This window comes from Pseudomonas sp. ITEM 17296, assembly GCF_028895205.1.
Taxonomy (GTDB): Bacteria; Pseudomonadota; Gammaproteobacteria; order Pseudomonadales; family Pseudomonadaceae; genus Aquipseudomonas; species Aquipseudomonas kermanshahensis.
Map to the genome: position 1 here is coordinate 320,600 of NZ_WJRS01000003.1, position 16,579 is coordinate 337,178.

13 protein-coding genes are annotated in these 16,579 nt (G+C 65.2%); 4 read left to right on the plus strand and 9 right to left on the minus strand.

The features are described 5' to 3' along the window. Positions 1 to 96: 96 nt before the first annotated feature. Genes gspG through GIB19_RS05925 form a run of 6 tightly spaced genes read right to left on the minus strand, consistent with a single transcriptional unit; the run spans position 97 to position 7,044 of the window. Entirely contained in the window at positions 97 to 531 is a 435-nt protein-coding gene (gspG, locus tag GIB19_RS05900; RefSeq protein WP_027595700.1) for a type II secretion system major pseudopilin GspG, read from the minus strand. Positions 532 to 548: 17 nt separating this feature from the next. Beyond that, the gene (gene gspF / locus GIB19_RS05905; RefSeq protein WP_274884242.1) at positions 549 to 1,751 is read right to left on the minus strand and encodes a type II secretion system inner membrane protein GspF; all 1,203 of its coding nucleotides are present in this window, start codon (positions 1,749 to 1,751) and stop codon (positions 549 to 551) included. A gap of 3 nt (positions 1,752 to 1,754) precedes the next feature. Beyond that, on the minus strand, positions 1,755 to 3,203 hold the full coding sequence (locus tag GIB19_RS05910) for a GspE/PulE family protein (protein ID WP_027595698.1): 1,449 nt from the start codon (positions 3,201 to 3,203) through the stop codon (positions 1,755 to 1,757). After that, complete coding sequence (gspD, locus tag GIB19_RS05915) at positions 3,203 to 4,978, minus strand: type II secretion system secretin GspD (RefSeq protein WP_274884244.1); 1,776 nt, start codon at positions 4,976 to 4,978, stop codon at positions 3,203 to 3,205. Before gspD ends, GIB19_RS05910 begins: the two co-directional genes overlap by 1 nt. Before the next feature lie 3 nt (positions 4,979 to 4,981). Next, on the minus strand, positions 4,982 to 5,407 hold the full coding sequence (locus tag GIB19_RS05920) for a pilus assembly protein PilZ (protein ID WP_274884246.1): 426 nt from the start codon (positions 5,405 to 5,407) through the stop codon (positions 4,982 to 4,984). Beyond that, complete coding sequence (locus GIB19_RS05925) at positions 5,404 to 7,044, minus strand: lipoprotein UxpA (RefSeq protein ID WP_274884249.1); 1,641 nt, start codon at positions 7,042 to 7,044, stop codon at positions 5,404 to 5,406. The genes GIB19_RS05920 and GIB19_RS05925 overlap by 4 nt, the downstream gene beginning before the upstream one ends. 224 nt (positions 7,045 to 7,268) lie before the next feature. On the opposite strand from GIB19_RS05925, the gene GIB19_RS05930 reads away from it, so the two are divergent. Further along, a complete protein-coding gene (locus GIB19_RS05930; protein ID WP_274884250.1) occupies positions 7,269 to 9,347 on the plus strand; it encodes a PhoX family protein in 2,079 nt (692 codons plus the stop codon). A 186-nt stretch (positions 9,348 to 9,533) separates the two neighbouring features. Here the strand turns inward: GIB19_RS05930 and gspK are convergent, their stop codons facing one another. After that, positions 9,534 to 10,499 carry a type II secretion system minor pseudopilin GspK gene (gspK, locus tag GIB19_RS05935; protein ID WP_274884251.1) on the minus strand — a complete coding sequence of 322 codons (966 nt, stop codon included), beginning with the start codon at positions 10,497 to 10,499 and terminating at the stop codon, positions 9,534 to 9,536. A 147-nt stretch (positions 10,500 to 10,646) separates the two neighbouring features. Between gspK and tatA the strand changes: the two genes are divergently transcribed. The 3 genes from tatA to tatC are packed head-to-tail and all read left to right on the plus strand — an operon-like array spanning position 10,647 to position 11,928. Beyond that, on the plus strand, positions 10,647 to 10,880 hold the full coding sequence (gene tatA / locus GIB19_RS05940) for a twin-arginine translocase TatA/TatE family subunit (protein ID WP_099428441.1): 234 nt from the start codon (positions 10,647 to 10,649) through the stop codon (positions 10,878 to 10,880). After that, positions 10,880 to 11,170 (plus strand): Sec-independent protein translocase protein TatB, encoded by a 291-nt coding sequence (gene tatB, locus GIB19_RS05945; protein WP_186675777.1) that lies wholly within the window; start codon positions 10,880 to 10,882, stop codon positions 11,168 to 11,170. The genes tatA and tatB overlap by 1 nt, the downstream gene beginning before the upstream one ends. Next, positions 11,167 to 11,928, plus strand: coding sequence for a twin-arginine translocase subunit TatC (tatC, locus tag GIB19_RS05950; protein WP_027595690.1), 762 nt, complete (start codon positions 11,167 to 11,169; stop codon positions 11,926 to 11,928). The genes tatB and tatC overlap by 4 nt, the downstream gene beginning before the upstream one ends. A 103-nt stretch (positions 11,929 to 12,031) precedes the next feature. Here the strand turns inward: tatC and GIB19_RS05955 are convergent, their stop codons facing one another. Together GIB19_RS05955 and purL are read right to left on the minus strand one after the other, a co-directional pair. After that, a complete protein-coding gene (locus tag GIB19_RS05955; protein ID WP_099428439.1) occupies positions 12,032 to 12,343 on the minus strand; it encodes an NGG1p interacting factor NIF3 in 312 nt (103 codons plus the stop codon). Positions 12,344 to 12,346: 3 nt separating this feature from the next. Continuing rightward, positions 12,347 to 16,246, minus strand: coding sequence for a phosphoribosylformylglycinamidine synthase (purL, locus tag GIB19_RS05960; protein ID WP_274884256.1), 3,900 nt, complete (start codon positions 16,244 to 16,246; stop codon positions 12,347 to 12,349). Between the last annotated feature and the right edge of the window lie 333 nt (positions 16,247 to 16,579).

A 16,579-nucleotide genomic window follows, 5' to 3' on the forward strand; every position in this document is an offset into this window, starting at 1 on the left:
GCTCCTACACGTACAGCGCCGGCCTGTAGGAGCGGCCTTGTGTCGCGAAAGGGCTGCAAAGCAGCCCCATGCGGCATTGGATTCATCGCGCACCGGTTACAGCGCCCAGTTACCCAGGTCGGCATCCTGACCCTCACCGCCCGGCACACCATCGGCGCCCAGCGAGTAAACATCCACCCGGCCATGCTCACCCGGCATGCGGTACTGGTAAGGAGTACCCCACGGATCTTCCGGCAAGCGGCGCACATAACCATCGCTGCGCCACGAACGCGGCAGCGGCTCCTGGGCCGGTTTTTTCACCAGCGCAGCCAGGCCTTGTTCATTGCTCGGGAACCGCAGGTTATCCAGCCGATACATGTCCAGTGCCTGTTCGAGGGTGGCAAGGTCGGCCATCACCTTCTGCCGCATGGCTTTGTCCTGGTTGCCCAGCACGCTGGGGGCGACCACGGCGATCAGCAGGCCGATGATGAAGATCACCACCATGATCTCCATGAGGGTGAAACCACGCTGACGGTTACGACGATGCTGCATGGAAGTACTCCTTGTGTTCACAGTTGCAGGCCCTGGTTGAGTTGCATGATCGGCAGCAGCACCGCCAGCACGATGAACAGCACCACGGCGCCCATCACCAGGATCATCAGGGGTTCGAAAAGCGCCATGGCGGTGTCCACTTGGCGGGCGAAGCCGCGTTCCTGGTCGTCGGCGACGCGTTCGAGCATGTCAGCCAACGTGCCGCTGGCCTCGCCGCTGCCGACCATGTTCACCAGCAACGGCGGAAACTGTTGGCAGGCATCCAGCGCACGGTGCAGGCTGGTACCACCCTGCACCTGCTGGCGCACCTGTTCCATGGCCTGGCGAATGCGCCGGTTGGCGACCGTCTCGGTGGCCACCTGCAACGCTTCGAGCAGGGCTACGCCACTGCCGCTGAGAATCGCCAGGCTGCGCGCCAGGCGTGCGCTTTCCAGCACCTGCAGCAGGCTGCCGATACGTGGCAGGCGCAACAGCCATGCATCCCGGCGCAGGCACCAATGCGGCTTGCGCAGCAGCCAGTTGGCGAGCAGCGCCCCTGCCAGCGCCAACCCCAGCAGCCACGGCCCGGCGTGCACCAGCCCTTGGCTCAGGCCGATCAGCACGGCGGTAATCAACGGCAGGCTCTGCCCGGCGTGGGCGAACTGTTCGGTGAGCTTGGGCACTACGAAAGTCATCAGGCCGACCACCACCGCCAGCGACACGCCCATCAGCACACAGGGGTAGATCAAGGCAGTACGCGCTTTGTGCTGTTGCCGTTGCACCTGCTCCAGGTGATCGGCCAGGCGCGTGAGCACCTGGGCCAGCCGCCCGGAGCGCTCACCGGCCTCGACCAGCGCACAGTACAGGCCACTGAACGGCGCCCCCTGACGGGCCAGGCTACGCGCCAGCCCCAGGCCCTCGGCGAGCGAGCCGCGCAAGGCGACCAACACGCTGTGCAAGGCCGGCTGGCGCAATTGCCGTTCGAGTGTGGCCAAGGCATCGACCAAGGGTATGCCCGCGCCAGTCAACGTCGCTAACTGGCGGGTCAATTCGCACAGCTGTGCACGGCTCAAGCGCTGGCGGCGGGGTTGCCGGGTACCTGCCTCATGGCGTTGCAATTGGCGGGCGAACAGGCCCTGCTCACGCAACAGTTGCCGTGCATGGCGCTCGCTGTCGGCCTGCAGGCTGGCCTTGTGGGCTTTGCCGGCCAGGTCGACGGCTTGATAGCGATAAGTCGGCATGGCTCAGCCCTGCACCGCGCGCAGCACTTCGGCCAGGCTGGTTTCGCCCCGCGCCAGGCAATCACTGGCCATGGCCACCAGGCTGCGTCGACGATCGGCCAAATAGTCCTGCATGGCTTGCTCACTGGCGCCGTCGTACAGCAGCGCGATCAGGCCGGCGTCCAGTTCGATGAATTCGTACAGGCCCAGGCGCCCGACATAACCGCTGCCCTGGCACAGCTCACACCCCACTGCGTGGTAACTGCTGCCCAATGCACACAGTTCAGGCCACAGGTCACGCTCGGCCGCTTGCAGCGGCTGCGCCACCGCGCACTGGCACAGCCGCCGCACCAGGCGCTGTGCCAACACACCGCGCAGGCACGAGGCGATCAGGAACGGTTCGATGCCCATGTCACGCAAACGGGTCACCGCGCCCACCGCACTGTTGGTGTGCAGGGTCGACAGCACCAAGTGGCCGGTGAGGCTGGCCTGCACGGCTATCTGCGCGGTTTCCTGGTCGCGGATCTCACCCAGCATGATCACATCCGGGTCCTGGCGCAGGATGGCCCGCAGGCCCGTGGCGAATGTCAGCCCGGCGCGGGGGTTGATCGCGGTCTGGCCGATGCCGGCGATGGCGTACTCCACCGGGTCTTCGACGGTGAGGATGTTGCGGCTGCCATCGTTGAGGCTGTTGAGGCTGGCGTACAGCGTGGTGGTCTTGCCCGAGCCGGTCGGGCCGGTGGACAGCACGATGCCATTGGGCCGCGCCAGGCAACTGCGCAGGCCATCGAGCACCGCTGCCGGCATGCCCAGGTTGTCCAGCGCCAGCAGGCTGGCCTGCTTGTCGAGCACACGCATCACCACGCGCTCGCCATGGATGCCGGGCAAGGTCGACACCCGCACATCGACCTCGCGCCCCGCTGCACGCAAGGTGATGCGGCCGTCCTGGGGCTGGCGTTTCTCGGCGATGTCCAGCCGCGCCATGACTTTGATCCGCGACACCAGCATCGCCGACAGCGCCCGCGGCGGGCGCAGCACCTCACGCAGGTGGCCGTCGACCCGCAGGCGCACCACCAGGCTCTGCTCGAAGGTCTCGATATGAATGTCCGAAGCACGCAGGCGCAAGGCCTGGCCGAACAGGCCATTGATCAGGCGGATGACCGGCGCCTCGTCATCGCTTTCGAGCAAGTCTTCAATGCGCGGCATCTCGCTCATCAGGCTGTCGAGGTCTACCTGGTCGCCAATCCCTTCGATCAGCGCTTCGGTGGCCGCATCGCCGCCCTGATAAAGCTGGCCCAATTGCTCGTCGAATGCCGCAGGCTCCAGGTAGGCCAGCGCGCTGGGCTGGCCATGCACGCGCAGCAGCTCCTGCAACTGGTCACTGTCGGCGTCGCGGCGCAGCCACAATTGCCAGCCGCTGTCGGTCGGGGTCATGGCCAGGCCGGCCTGGCGTGCCAGGCGATAGGGCAGCATCACCAGTCACCCCCTTCCAGGCGCGCTCGGCTGGCGGGGAACACCTGCAGCAGTGGCGTACCACCTTCTGCGCCCGCAAGGTTTGGCAACTGAAGCGGGGTGGTCTGCTGCAAGGTGCGGTACTTGTTCTCGCTAAGCCCAGCCAGGCTCGGCCCGTCGCGCAGGATGCGCGGGCGGATGAAGACCATCAGGTTCTGCTTGGTGTTCTTGCTGGCGTCGGAGCGGAACAGCCGACCCAGGTAAGGAATGTCCCCGAGCAGCGGCACCCGCTGGTTGCTGGTGCTCAACTCGTCGCTGATCAGCCCGCCCAGAATCACCAGGCCGTTGTCTTCGACCATGACCTTGGTCTTGATCTCGCGCTTGTTGGTGATCACATCGCTGGCGGCGCTGGAATCGGCAATCGACGAGACCTCCTGGACGATGTCCAGGCGCACGCTGTTGTCGACGTTGATCTGCGGCTTGATCCGCAGCTTGACCCCGACTTCCTTGCGCTCGATGGTCTGGTAAGGGTTGGCGTTGTTCTGTGTCACGGAGCCGGTGACGAAGGGCACTTCCTGACCGACCAGGATCGACGCCTCGGCATTGTCCAGGGTCAGCAGGGTCGGGGTGGAGAGCAGGTTGAAACCGCTCTTGCCCTTGAGCGCATTGACCAGCATGGCGAAGTTGAAACCGCCCCCAAAATGGCCGATGCCCGCCGTGGCACCCGTGGTGGCCGACAGCAGTTTGCCCAGTGCCTCACTGTCTTCGCTGGCCGCAGCCCCCGCAATGTTGGCGATGTTCACCCCGTTGCTGCCGAAGTTGACGACACCGGCACCGAACTTCTCGTCAGCGAACAACCACTGCACGCCCAGCTCTTGCGCACTGCTGTCGGAGACCTCGGCGATGATCGCCTCGACCACCACCTGGGCGCGGCGGATATCCAGTTGCTCGACGATGGCGCGGTAGGCGGCCAGTTCGCTGTCGGGGCCGACCATGACCACGGCATTGGTGCCCTCTTCATACTCCAGGCGGATGCCCGAGCTACTGGCGGCAGCCGTCACCGGCGGCTCTTTGCTCTCCCCTTCGCCTGTGCTTTGCGCCGGTGCCATGCCTTCCTGGCTGAGCCCGCGCAATACCTTCACCACTTCACTGGCATTGGCGTGGCGCAGGTACATGACTTGGGTGCTGGCGCTGCCCACTGCTTCGCTGGGGCGGTCGAGCTGGCGCAGCAGGCTGGCGATGCGTTCGAGGTTGCTGCGCCAGTCGGTAACCACCAACTGATGCGCGGCCGGGTACGGGGTGATCACCCCTACCCGAGGGTCGACCAGGGGTTTGAGGATGCCAACCACTTGCTCGGTGGCCGCGTTGCGTAGATCGAATACCCGCGTGGCCACGCTGTCGCTGCCCGCGCCCTGCTGCCCGGCAGGCTCCACCGGCACTGGCTCCAGGCGCGCCGCCTGGTCGGGGACGATCTTCACGCTGCCATTGGGCAGGTCGACGGTGGCGTAACCCTGGGCGCGCAGCTGCGCCAGGAAGATGTCATAGATGGCATCGGCGTCGTGTAGGTCAACGGTGCGTACGGTGACCTTGCCCTTTACCCGAGGGTCGACGATGAACGTGGTGCCGGTGATGCGCGACACGCTGTCGATGAACTCGCCCAGTTCGGTGTCGACGAAGTTCACTTCGTACATCGGCGTGCCGTTGTCATCGAACACCGGCTCCTCGGCACTGGCCTGGGGTAAGGCCACGGCCAGGGCCAGGCTCAGCGCAGCCGCCACGCAGTATTTAACAGGCATCGTTCATCCTTGCCGCTTGAAGCCGGTCACGGCGGGGCGTGGCGGCCAGGGCAGGCGTTCGCGCCGCCCCTGGTTGTTGAAAATCAGGCCATCGGTGTCGATGTCCTGCAGCACGATCCCTGGCGCCAGGCGCTGGCCGCGGGCCAGTGTGCGCACCTGCTGGCCGTAGCGCAGCACCACCACGCTGGCCGACAACGGCTGGGCCTTGAGGCCACCCAGGTAATGCAGTGGCAAACGGGTAATAACGATCGCGCCGTCATCGACCGGCGCCTGCCAATGGCCGACCATCAACCCAGGCAACTGGGCTGCAGCCGCCTGGACGGGGCTGGCCGGTTGTGGCTGGCGGCCCAGTTGCAGCACGCACTGCGCCGCCAGCCAACCGGCCAACGTCAGGCAGCCACCGGTGAGCAGCCGCGCGCCAAGGCTCACGAAGCCAACTGCCGTGGATGCCAGCCCGGGTGCCCCTGCACATAGCGCACCTCGGGCACCTGCAGCGGCGCCAGTTGCCAGTCGGCGCCTTGCCGCGTCAGCCAGGCTTCTACCCGCTGCCAAAGTGGCTCGCCGGCCTGCGACGCGAACTGCAGGCCAAAGGTGCGGCACAGCCCCTGGACCGGTTCCAGGCCGGTGATGCGCTTGCCTTGCGGGCTGTAGCTGACACCCCAGGCCTGGCCTTGCCAGCGGGGCAGGTCTTGGCTGTTGTCCAGCAGCAGCGGGTCGCCGAACAACTGTTCCGCGGCATTTTCCAGCACTTGCTCCACCTGCCTGGCCGGGGCCTCGACCACCGGGGCCGGGTAGCCGCCGGTCAGGCTGATCAGGTGCTCGCGGGTGATCGCTGCACCTGAGGCCAATGGGCAGTCATAACGCAGGCCCGGCAGCAGCACAGGCAAATTGTTGTCATCGGCCAGGGCCTGGTGCAGCAGGCGGTCCCAGCTGCCGCCGCGGGTGTCACGCCGCCACAAGGCCTGGGGTGCCTTGGCCAGCGGTTGATCGAGCCACGCCGCGTGGCCGGCGCGCTGTTGGTTCAGTTGTGCCTGAAAGTGCCCGGCGCGCACCTGCGCAGCCGGGGAAAGCTGCTGTTCGAACGCTGGGAAGAAACGCCCCTCGAACTGCCATTGCCCGGCCACCTGTTGGCAACGCAAGCGAAACGCCCCGCTGCCCCGGCACCCGGCAAACAGCACCGGTACGCGGCGGCCGTTGGCCTGGGTGGCCTGCACGGGCGTCGGCCACAGGTCCTGGCCACGCGCACAGAGCAACACGTCGATTGCCGGCAGCCGTTCAGCCAGCCACAGCCCAGGCCCGGTGCCGACATCGGCCATGGCCACGACCAGGTCGGCTTCGCGCCGGGCCTGCTCGAACACCGGCAGCAAAGACTGGTACCACTGTTTGAGGGAGGCTTTCTGGTCCTGGGCGTAAGGGTCGGTCACGCCGACCACGGCAATGCGCGCACCGCCGCGCTCAAACAGCTGCAGTGCTTCAAGCCCCAGGGTTTCGCGTTGTTCGTCGGCCAGCCCCGCGCCCAACGTAATGGCAGCGGCCTGGCGGTACAGCGCCGTGCTGCGCTGCGGCCAGAGCACACGCTCGTCACTGCTGACGCGAGCGTCGCTGCCCAGCAATTGGCTGCCCTGCACGCCGCTTTCACCCTGGGTCAGGTAGGCCAGGCCGCTGCCGTTCCAGCCTTGGCCGTTTTCCAGGGTCAGGCTGTTGCCCGCCCCGGCCTCGCCACGCAACTGCTCCAGCAATGCGGCCAGCACGGCGTAACCACCGAGGTTGGCGTGCGCGGCCTGGCTGGCATCCAGCAAGGGGGCCAAGTGCGGGAAGGCGATGCTGGCACTGGCACCGGTCATCCACGGCGCACGCCCCAGGTGGCTGACCGGCCCCAGGCGCGTTGCCGGGACAACGGCCAAGCCAGGCTGGCGGGCATCGAGGGTGTCGGCGACATACAGCAAATCCAGGTTGGCATTGCCACCACGTTGGCCTGGCAAGGCGGAACAGGCGCCGAGCAAGGGTGCCAAGGCACCGACGCCCATCCAGCTGATCACTTCGCGCCTGTTCACACTGCTTACCATCGAGCCCGCCATCCTTAACCAAGTTCACGTTGGGCTCCGGATGTTGCGGCGTTCGCATGACAGTTTGATGGCAGAAATCAGACAGCAATTCCGAATTGATCTGTCAGGGCCAAAAGTAAGAACGAGTAGTTTTAAGCGCGCGTTCATATTTCTGCCAAGGAATCATCATACTTGCGCTCTAAAGTCGCGGTTTCCTCTAACTCAGCCAACATAAGGACACCCTGATGAGTCGAGATACCGGCGACAACCTGGACCGGAACCACAGCGGCAATCTGCCGATGGCCAGCGTCATGGACGCCTACCTGAGCCGCCGCAGCATCATGCGCGGCAGCCTGGGCGCCGCCATCGCCATGATCGCCGGGACCGGCCTGACAGGCTGCTTCGACGGTGATGGCGGTTCCGATCACGATGATCCTGTCACCGAACCACCGGTGACCGAGCCACCGGTAACCGAACCGGAAGTCCCGAAACTGGCACTGGGCTTCCAGTCCATCCCAGGCTCGCGCACCGATGCCTGTGTCGTCGCGGCAGGCTACAGCGCCTATGTGCTGGCGCCGTGGGGCACACCGCTGAACAGCAATGGCAACCCGTGGAAGTCCGATGGCAGCAACACCTCGACCGACCAGGCCAATGCCATGGGCATGCACCATGACGGCATGCACTTCTTCCCGATCAATGGCAGCTCCGAAGACGGCTTGCTGGCCATCAACTTCGAATACATCGACGCGGCAGCCCTGCACCCGGCCGGCCCGACCACTGACGTCAACGGCAAGCGCCCGGCCGAAGAAATCCGCAAAGAGATCAACGCCCACGGCGCCGGCGTGGTGCGCCTGCAGAAAGTCAGCGGGCGCTGGCAGGTGGTCGACAACGACCCGCTGAACCGCCGCTTCACCACCGCCTCGCGCATGGAGATCACCGGCCCGCTGCGCGGCACCGACCACGTCAAAACCAAGTACTCCACCGGCGGCACCCACTGCCGCGGCACCAACAACAACTGCGGCAACGGCTACACCCCGTGGGGCACCTACCTGACCTGCGAAGAGAACTGGCCGGGCATCTTCGTCAACAAAGGCACCCGCCCTGAAGACCAGCGCCGTATCGGCGTAGGCACCTCCAGCGGCCAGTACAAATGGGAAAGCGCCGCCGGTGACAGCACCGAGGTGAATGACGAATTCGCCCGTTTCGACGTAACGGTCAAAGGCGCCAGCGCCACCGACGACTACCGCAACGAAGCCAGCACCTATGGCTACATCGTCGAGATCGACCCGTACAACAACGCCACCCTGGCCACCAAGCGCACCGCGCTGGGCCGCTTCCGCCACGAAGGGTGCTGCCCAGGCCTGCCGGTGGCCGGCAAGCCGCTGGTCTGGTACATGGGCGACGACTCGAACAACGAGTACCTGTACAAGTTCGTCTCCACGGCCGTGTGGGACGCCGCTGACGCCAGCCCGGCCGACCGCCTGGCCACCGGTGCCAAGTACATGGACCAAGGCAAGCTCTACGTGGCCCGCTTCAATGCCGACGGCACCGGCGTGTGGCTGTTGCTCGACGTCGCCACCCCCACCACCGCCGGCAGCACCCTTGGCGCGCTGTACGGTGACCTGCCGGGCATCATCCTCAACACCCGGGGTGCTGGCGATGCCGTGGGCGCGACCCCGATGGACCGCCCAGAATGGACCACAGTCAACCCGCTCAATGGCGATGTCTACCTGACCCTGACCAACAACAGCGCGCGTACGCCAGAGAAAGTCGACGCGGCCAACCCGCGTGGCCCGAACCGCCACGGCCACATCATTCGCTGGCACGACAGTGACGACCAGTTGAGCTTCACCTGGGACATCTTCGTGTTTGGCGCCAATGCCGCCGGTACCGCCGACATCAACCGCTCTGGCCTGACCGAACTGAACCAGTTCGCCAGCCCTGACGGCATGAGCTTCGATAGCCGTGGCGTGTTGTGGTTCGAGACCGACAACGGTGAAACCACGCTGACCGACTACACCAATGACCAGTTGTTGGCGGTAATCCCCACTGACCTGGTAGATGCCACGGGCAAGCAGGTGCCGGTCAACGCGCAGAACCAGGTGGACTTGCGGCGCTTTTTTGTCGGGCCGAACGGTTGCGAAGTGACGGGGATTGCCTTCAGCCCGGACAACAAGTCGATGTTCGTCAACATCCAGCACCCGGAGAATTGGCCGTATACCGACAAAGCGACCGATGCGACCCCGGCTGGGGCTACGGTAAGGCCGCGGGCTTCGACGGTGGTGATTCAGCGTGATGATGGCGGGGAGATCGGGACGGTCTGATCGCAAGCCGGTCAGTCAGCCTTGTGCTGGCTGTACCGGCCTCTTCGCGGGGCAAGCCCGCTCCCACAGGCAAACCCGCCAGTCTCAAGGACAGTGTGGTACCTGTGCCCACAGTTACCACACTGGTTTCAAGGGCAGTGAAGTCTCTGTGGGAGCGGGCTTGCCCCGCGAAGAGGCCGGCATGGTTTACCAGAGCATGGGCTCACGACTCCTCACCCGCACCTGCTGCGCCGGCACCCGTGCATGCCACTGCACCACCCCCAGCGCCTCGACCTGAAACGCGCTGCGCATCACCCGCCCCTCTTCCTCGAACGACAGCTGCAACAGAAAATGCCCACTGTTGAGCAGCAACCCTTCGCTCAACCGTTCGAACGTCTCGTCATCCACCGCCCCCAACGCCTTGCGCAGCGCAGCGGCATCCACATACCCCGACGCCGGCCGGCCACTGATGATGCGGCTGAGCAGCGCGCGTGGGTAGCGCCCCTCGTACAAGGCTTCGAGCATGGGCAGATGCTCCAGGCCCAAGGCATTGGCGTTCAAACGCCAGCCAGTGGTTTGCGGCAAAGCGCACAGCATCGGGTAGCGGCCCTGGCGCGTGGCATCTGGCTCCAGCAGCAAGTTCAGCTCGCTGGTGTCGAGCATCGGTTGGTTGGCCGCCAGGCGCGCGGGTTGCTGGCGCAGGTACTGGGCACTTTCGGCCCCTTGCAGGCGCGTATCGCTGTCATTGTCGAGCCAATCGGCCAAGGCATCGACCAAGCGTTCTGCCGCCATGTCGTCGCCCAGCAAGCGGCGCAACTGGCGCTCGGCGCGCTCACCGTCGGCACCGAGCAATGCGTTGACGTTGAAGCACGTGTGCTGGTCGCGCACCCGCAGTTGCGCCTGGCCTGCGCCAAAATCGTAGTTCAGCGGTTGCCCGCGCAAGGCCTGCCAGAACAACGGGCTCAGCCGCCAGGCCGGATCGCGCAGCGCCTGCTCAGCATAGGCCAAGCCGGCCTGTTCCATGGCCCTGACCTGCACCCGCTGGTGCAACAAGCGCACTTCATCAACCTGGCGCCGGCCATCTTCCACCAGCCAGGCCATACCGGCGGCGAGCATCGCCAACACCAGCATCACCATCAGCAGGGCCGCGCCGTGCTGTCGTTTACCACCCATCTGCACCCGCCTCTCATGGCCAGTAAAAGCGCCAGTCAACACGCCGGTTGTTGCAGGTAGATGGCAAGGGTGCGTTCCGTCATGTTCACGTCATCTGCACGAGGCAGGATTGCCCTTCCTTTTCATGGCCTTACAGGAGTAGTCGCAATGGGTGGCATTGGAATCTGGCAACTGGTGATCGTACTGATGATCGTATTCCTGCTGTTTGGCACCAAGCGCCTCAAGGGCCTGGGCAGCGATGTAGGCGAGGCGATCCAGGGGTTTCGCAAGTCCATGGGCGGTGACAACGACGTCACCCCGCCCGGCACCGCCCAGGTGCAGCAACAGGCGCCGTTGACCGGCCAGGCAACGCCCCAGCCGCAAGCGGACCGTCAGGCCTGATGTTCGAGGTAGGCTTCAGCGAGTTGCTGCTGGTCGGCATCGTCGCACTGCTGGTGCTGGGCCCCGAGCGGCTGCCGGTTGCGGCACGCACGCTTGGGCGTGGCCTGGGCCAGGCGCGCAGGGCCATGCAGGGCCTGCGCGCACAGATGGAGCGCGAGATCGAGTTGCCCAACTTCGACAGCGCGCCCCTGCAGCGCCTGGAACAGGAAATGCGCCAGGGCATCAGCCTTGCCGCACCACCGGCCAATGACCCTGCAACCGTCGCTGCACCCAGGGAGAATGCCTCATGAGCCTTGCCATGGACCCTGCGGCAGGCATGCCGCTGACCGAGCACCTGCGCGAACTGCGCAAGCGCCTGGTGCGTTGCCTGGGGCTGGTCGCGTTGGTGTTCGCCGGCCTGTTCCCCTTCGCCCAGACCCTCTACACACTGATCTCGGAGCCACTGCGCCGCTTCCTGCCAGAGGGCGCCAGCATGATCGCGACCAGTGTCACCTCACCGTTTCTGACCCCCTTCAAGCTGACCGCGATGTGCGCGCTGTTCGTCGCCATGCCGCTGTTGTTGCACCAGGCCTGGGGGTTTCTGGCGCCGGGGCTGTACCGCCGGGAACGGCGCATTGCCCTGCCGCTGCTGGTGTCGAGCATTCTGCTGTTCTATGCCGGCATGGCGTTCGCGTTCTTTCTGGTGTTCCCGATGATGTTCGGCTTTTTCGCCAGCGTCACGCCCGATGGGGTGGCGATGATGACCGACATCAGCCAGTACCTGGACTTCATCATGGCGCTGTTCCTGGCATTCGGGCTGGCGTTTGAGATCCCGGTGGCGACGTTCATCGTGGTCTGGGTGGGGTTGGCGGATGTGGCGACCCTGCGCCGTAGCCGGCCCTACGTGATCGTCGGGTGCTTTGTGGTGGGGATGATTCTGACGCCGCCGGACGTGTTTTCGCAGACGATGCTGGCGGTGCCAATGTGGGTGCTGTTCGAGGTGGGGTTGTTGGCGTGTAGCGGGTTGAAGCGGCCTGAGCCTGGCAATGAAGTTGTGGCGGGATTATAGGGCCTCTTCGCGGGCAAGCCCGCTCCCACAGGGATATCACAAGCTTCAGTACCGGTGATATCCCTGTGGGAGCGGGCTTGCCCGCGAAAAGCCTTGATGCGCTCTAGAAGTCGGCCAGTGGCCAGACTTCATAGGCTGGCGTCTCGTACGGGTGGCTCTGCTTGAGCGCGGCAACGACCTGAGCGATCAGGTCGTCAGCCACCACCAGCTCTACCTTCCATTCCTCGACCACCTCGACCTGGCCGGCTTGCCCAAGAAACGGCTGGCTGCCGTCCAACGGGCGAAACTGGCCTTGGCCCAGGGTTTGCCAGGCGCAGTGGTCATAGTCACCGATTCGCCCGCCACCGGCGGCGAATACGGCAGCCTTGACCACCTCGACATGGCTGGCCGGGACGAAGAAGGCGAGCTTGTACACGCCTTAGTTCACCCAGACGCGCGCGTTGCGGAACATACGCATCAGCGCAGCATCTTCCTGCCACTCATCCGGGCGCCAGGAGTTCTGCACAGCGCGGAACATACGCTCCGGGTGCGGCATCATGATGGTCACGCGGCCGTCACGGCTGGTGAGGCCGGTGATACCACGCGGCGAGCCGTTCGGGTTGGCCGGGTAGGTTTCGGTGACCTTGCCGTGGTTGTCGACGTAGCGCAGGGCCACGCAACCGGACACGTCGGCTTCCAGCAGTGCCGCTTCGTTGGCGAACTCGGCATGGCCTTCGCCGTGGGCGATGGCGATCGGCATGCGCGAACCGGCCATGCCCTGCAGGAAGATCGAGTTGGACTTCTGCACCTCGACCATGGCCACACGGGCTTCGAACTGCTCGGAACGGTTACGCACGAAGTGCGGCCAGAACTCGGTGCCCGGGATCAGCTCGTGCAGGTTGGACATCATCTGGCAACCGTTGCACACGCCCAGGGCGAAGCTGTCGGTACGCTCGAAGAAGGCCTGGAAGGCATCGCGGGCACGGGCGTTGAACAGCGCCGACTTGGCCCAGCCCTCACCGGCACCCAGCACGTCGCCGTACGAGAAGCCGCCGCAAGCAACGAGGCCTTTGAAGGCTTCGAAGTCAACACGACCAGCCAGGATGTCGCTCATGTGCACGTCAATGGCGGCGAAGCCGGCGCGGTCGAAGGCAGCAGCCATCTCGACCTGGCCGTTGACGCCCTGCTCACGCAGGATCGCCACTTGCGGGCGCACGCCTTTCTTGATGTACGGGGCAGCGATGTCGTCGTTGACGTCGTAGCCCAGCTTGACCGACAGGCCCGGGTTGTCTTCTTCGAGCAGCGCGTCGAATTCCTGGTCGGCGCATTCGGCGTTGTCACGCAGGCGCTGAACCTGGTAGCTGGTCTCGGCCCACTGGCGTTGCAGCAGGCGACGGTCGCCCTTGAACAGTTCTTCACTGTTCAGGCGCACGACCACTTCGCTGTTGTTGGTCGGCCGGCCGATCACCGCGACGCAGTCTTCACCCAGGCCAGCGGCGCTGAACTGGGCCAGTACGTCTGGGGTGGCATCCTGGCGAACCTGGATGACCGCACCCAGCTCTTCGTTGAAGAGGATGGCGGCGACTTTTTCCGCTTTGCTGGTCAGGGTGTCCAGCTCCAGGTCGAAGCCGCAGTGGCCGGCGAAGGCCATTTCCAGCACGGTGGTCATCAGGCCACCATCGGAACGGTCGTGGTAGGCCAGCAGGTGGCCGTCGGCGTTGAGGCCCTGGATCACGGCGAAGAAGGCCTTGAGGTCTTCGGCATCGTCGACGTCCGGTGCGGCACTGGCCAACTTGCCGTGGGTCTGCGCCAGGATCGAGGCGCCCATGCGGTTCTTGCCGCGGCCCAGGTCGATCAGGATCAGGTCGGTTTCGCCCTTGTCCATGCGCAGTTGCGGGGTCAGGGTCATGCGGATGTCGCTGACCGGGGCGAAGCCGGTGATGATCAGCGACATCGGCGAGGTCACGCTCTTCTCGACGCCCTCTTCGCTCCACTTGGTCTTCATCGACATCGAGTCTTTGCCGACCGGAATGGTGATACCCAGCTCAGGGCACAGCTCCATGCCGACAGCCTTGACGGTGTCGTACAGGCGGGCGTCTTCACCGGGGTGGCCGGCGGCGGACATCCAGTTGGCCGACAGTTTGATGTCGGACAGCTTCTCGATCCGCGAGGCGGCGAGGTTGGTCAGGGTTTCGCCGATGGCCATGCGGCCGGACGCCGGGGCGTCGAGAAGGGCCAGCGGGGTGCGCTCACCCATGGCCATGGCTTCACCGGTGTAGACGTCGAAGCTGGTGGCGGTAACGGCGCAGTCGGCCACCGGCACCTGCCATGGGCCGACCATTTGGTCACGGGCCACCAGGCCAGTGATGGTGCGGTCGCCGATGGTGATCAGGAAGCTCTTGCTGGCCACCGCAGGGTGGTGCAGCACGCGCTCGACCGAATCGGCCAGCGACAGGGTGCTTGGGTCGAATTCATCGCCAAGTTCGGCTTCACGGGTGACCGAACGGTGCATGCGCGGCGGCTTGCCCAGCAGCACGTCCAGCGGCATGTCCACCGGGGTGTTGTCGAAGTGGCTGTCGGTCACGGTCAGGTGCGGTTCTTCAGTCGCCTCACCCACAACGGCGAACGGGCAGCGCTCACGTTCACAGATGGCTTGGAAACGCTCGAAGTCGACCGCGCTGACAGCCAGCACGTAACGCTCTTGCGATTCGTTGCTCCAGATTTCGTGCGGGGCCATGCCCGGCTCATCGTTGGGCACATTGCGCAGTTCGAAGCGGCCACCGCGGCCACCGTCGTTGACCAGCTCAGGGAAGGCGTTGGAGATACCGCCGGCGCCAACGTCGTGAATGAAGGCGATCGGGTTCTTGTCACCCAGCTGCCAGCAGCGGTCGATGACCTCTTGGCAACGGCGCTCCATTTCCGGGTTTTCGCGCTGTACCGAAGCGAAGTCCAGGTCGGCAGAGCTGGCACCGGTGGCGACCGACGAAGCCGCACCGCCACCCAGGCCGATCAGCATGGCCGGGCCGCCGAGCACGATCAGCTTGGCGCCGACGGTGATCTCGCCCTTCTGCACGTGGTCTTCACGGATGTTGCCCATGCCGCCGGCGAGCATGATCGGCTTGTGGTAGCCGCGCACTTCTTCGCCGTGCGGGGTGTTGATCGCCTGCTCGAAAGTACGGAAGTAGCCGGTCAGCGCCGGGCGACCGAATTCGTTGTTGAACGCGGCGCCACCCAGTGGGCCTTCGACCATGATGTCGAGGGCGTCGACGATGCGCTCAGGCTTGCCGTACGCCTGCTCCCATGGCTGTTCGAAGCCCGGGATGCGCAGGTTGGACACGGTAAAGCCGGTCAGGCCAGCCTTGGGCTTGGCGCCACGGCCGGTGGCGCCTTCGTCGCGGATTTCGCCGCCGGAGCCGGTGGAAGCACCGGAGAACGGCGCGATGGCGGTCGGGTGGTTGTGCGTCTCGACCTTCATCAGGATGTGCACCGGCTCCTGCACCGCGCCGTACTGGCGGGTTTCAGGGTTCGGGAAGAAACGGCCGGCAACGTTGCCGACGATCACCGAGGCGTTGTCCTTGTAAGCAGACAGCACGCCTTCGCTGTGCATCTGGTAGGTGTTCTTGATCATGCCGAACAGGCTCTTTTCCTGAGCCTGGCCGTCGATGTCCCAACTGGCGTTGAAGATCTTGTGGCGGCAGTGCTCGGAGTTGGCCTGGGCGAACATCATCAGTTCGATGTCGTTCGGGTTGCGCGCAAGGTTCTGGAAAGCGGCGACCAGGTAGTCGATCTCGTCTTCAGCCAGGGCCAGGCCCAAGTCGACGTTGGCCTTGGCCAGGGCGTCGCGGCCACCGGCGAGGATGTCGACCGAGGTCATCGGCTTGGGCTGGGCGTGGCTGAACAGGTCGGATGCCTGCTCCAGCTGGGCCAGCACGCGCTGGGTCATGCGGTCGTGCAGTTCGGCGGCGACGGCCTGTGCATCGGCTTCGCTCAGGTTGCCGGCGACGTAGTAGGCGATGCCGCGCTCAAGGCGCTGGATCGACTGCAGGCCGCAGTTGTGGGCGATGTCGCTGGCCTTGCTGGCCCAGGGCGAGATGGTGCCCAGGCGCGGCACGACCAGGAACAGGCGGCCGGTCGGCTCCTGTACCGGCACGCTCGGGCCGTACTTGAGCAGACGGCCCAGCACCTGCTGCTGGTCGGCGGTCAGCTCGCCGTCGACATCGGCGAAGTGGGCGAATTCGGCATACAAACCAGTAACAGCGGGGACTTTCTGGCTCAGTTGCTCGAGTAATTTACCGTGGCGAAAGGCAGAAAGGGCAGGAGCGCCGCGCAGGATCAACATCGTCGGGACAGCCTCAGGAAGGGGTGTGCTTAGAGGCCGTGCATTCTAGCCTAATTCCGCGGCTTTCGGCACCTGCTCTACGCCGCGCCTGTCGGGCGGTGGAACCGGACTTGCGGGTCAATATTTCGGGTGCTCGCCTCAAGAGGTTTATGGCCTGTGAGATCGAGCGCCGCCCGCGCGGCGCTTCGCGGGGCAAGCCCGCTCCCACATTTGTTTCGGGCCAATCATGCCTGTGCCATTGGCGCGCGTACCCCTTGGTGTACGACACGATATTGAAAGGGACAAACAAGGGGCCGCGCGCTAATAGTTCAGGATTGATTGGCCCGAAACAAA

Coding starts and splice junctions, on each gene's coding strand:
- tatB (WP_186675777.1), top strand. CDS start 10,880: ATGTTCGAGGTAGGCTTCAGCGAGTTGCTGCTGGTCGGCATCGTCGCA.
- tatC (WP_027595690.1), top strand. CDS start 11,167: ATGAGCCTTGCCATGGACCCTGCGGCAGGCATGCCGCTGACCGAGCAC.
- purL (WP_274884256.1), bottom strand. CDS start 16,246: ATGTTGATCCTGCGCGGCGCTCCTGCCCTTTCTGCCTTTCGCCACGGT.
- GIB19_RS05930 (WP_274884250.1), top strand. CDS start 7,269: ATGAGTCGAGATACCGGCGACAACCTGGACCGGAACCACAGCGGCAAT.
- gspK (WP_274884251.1), bottom strand. CDS start 10,499: ATGGGTGGTAAACGACAGCACGGCGCGGCCCTGCTGATGGTGATGCTG.
- GIB19_RS05910 (WP_027595698.1), bottom strand. CDS start 3,203: ATGCTGCCCTATCGCCTGGCACGCCAGGCCGGCCTGGCCATGACCCCG.
- gspF (WP_274884242.1), bottom strand. CDS start 1,751: ATGCCGACTTATCGCTATCAAGCCGTCGACCTGGCCGGCAAAGCCCAC.
- gspG (WP_027595700.1), bottom strand. CDS start 531: ATGCAGCATCGTCGTAACCGTCAGCGTGGTTTCACCCTCATGGAGATC.
- tatA (WP_099428441.1), top strand. CDS start 10,647: ATGGGTGGCATTGGAATCTGGCAACTGGTGATCGTACTGATGATCGTA.
- gspD (WP_274884244.1), bottom strand. CDS start 4,978: ATGCCTGTTAAATACTGCGTGGCGGCTGCGCTGAGCCTGGCCCTGGCC.
- GIB19_RS05925 (WP_274884249.1), bottom strand. CDS start 7,044: ATGGTAAGCAGTGTGAACAGGCGCGAAGTGATCAGCTGGATGGGCGTC.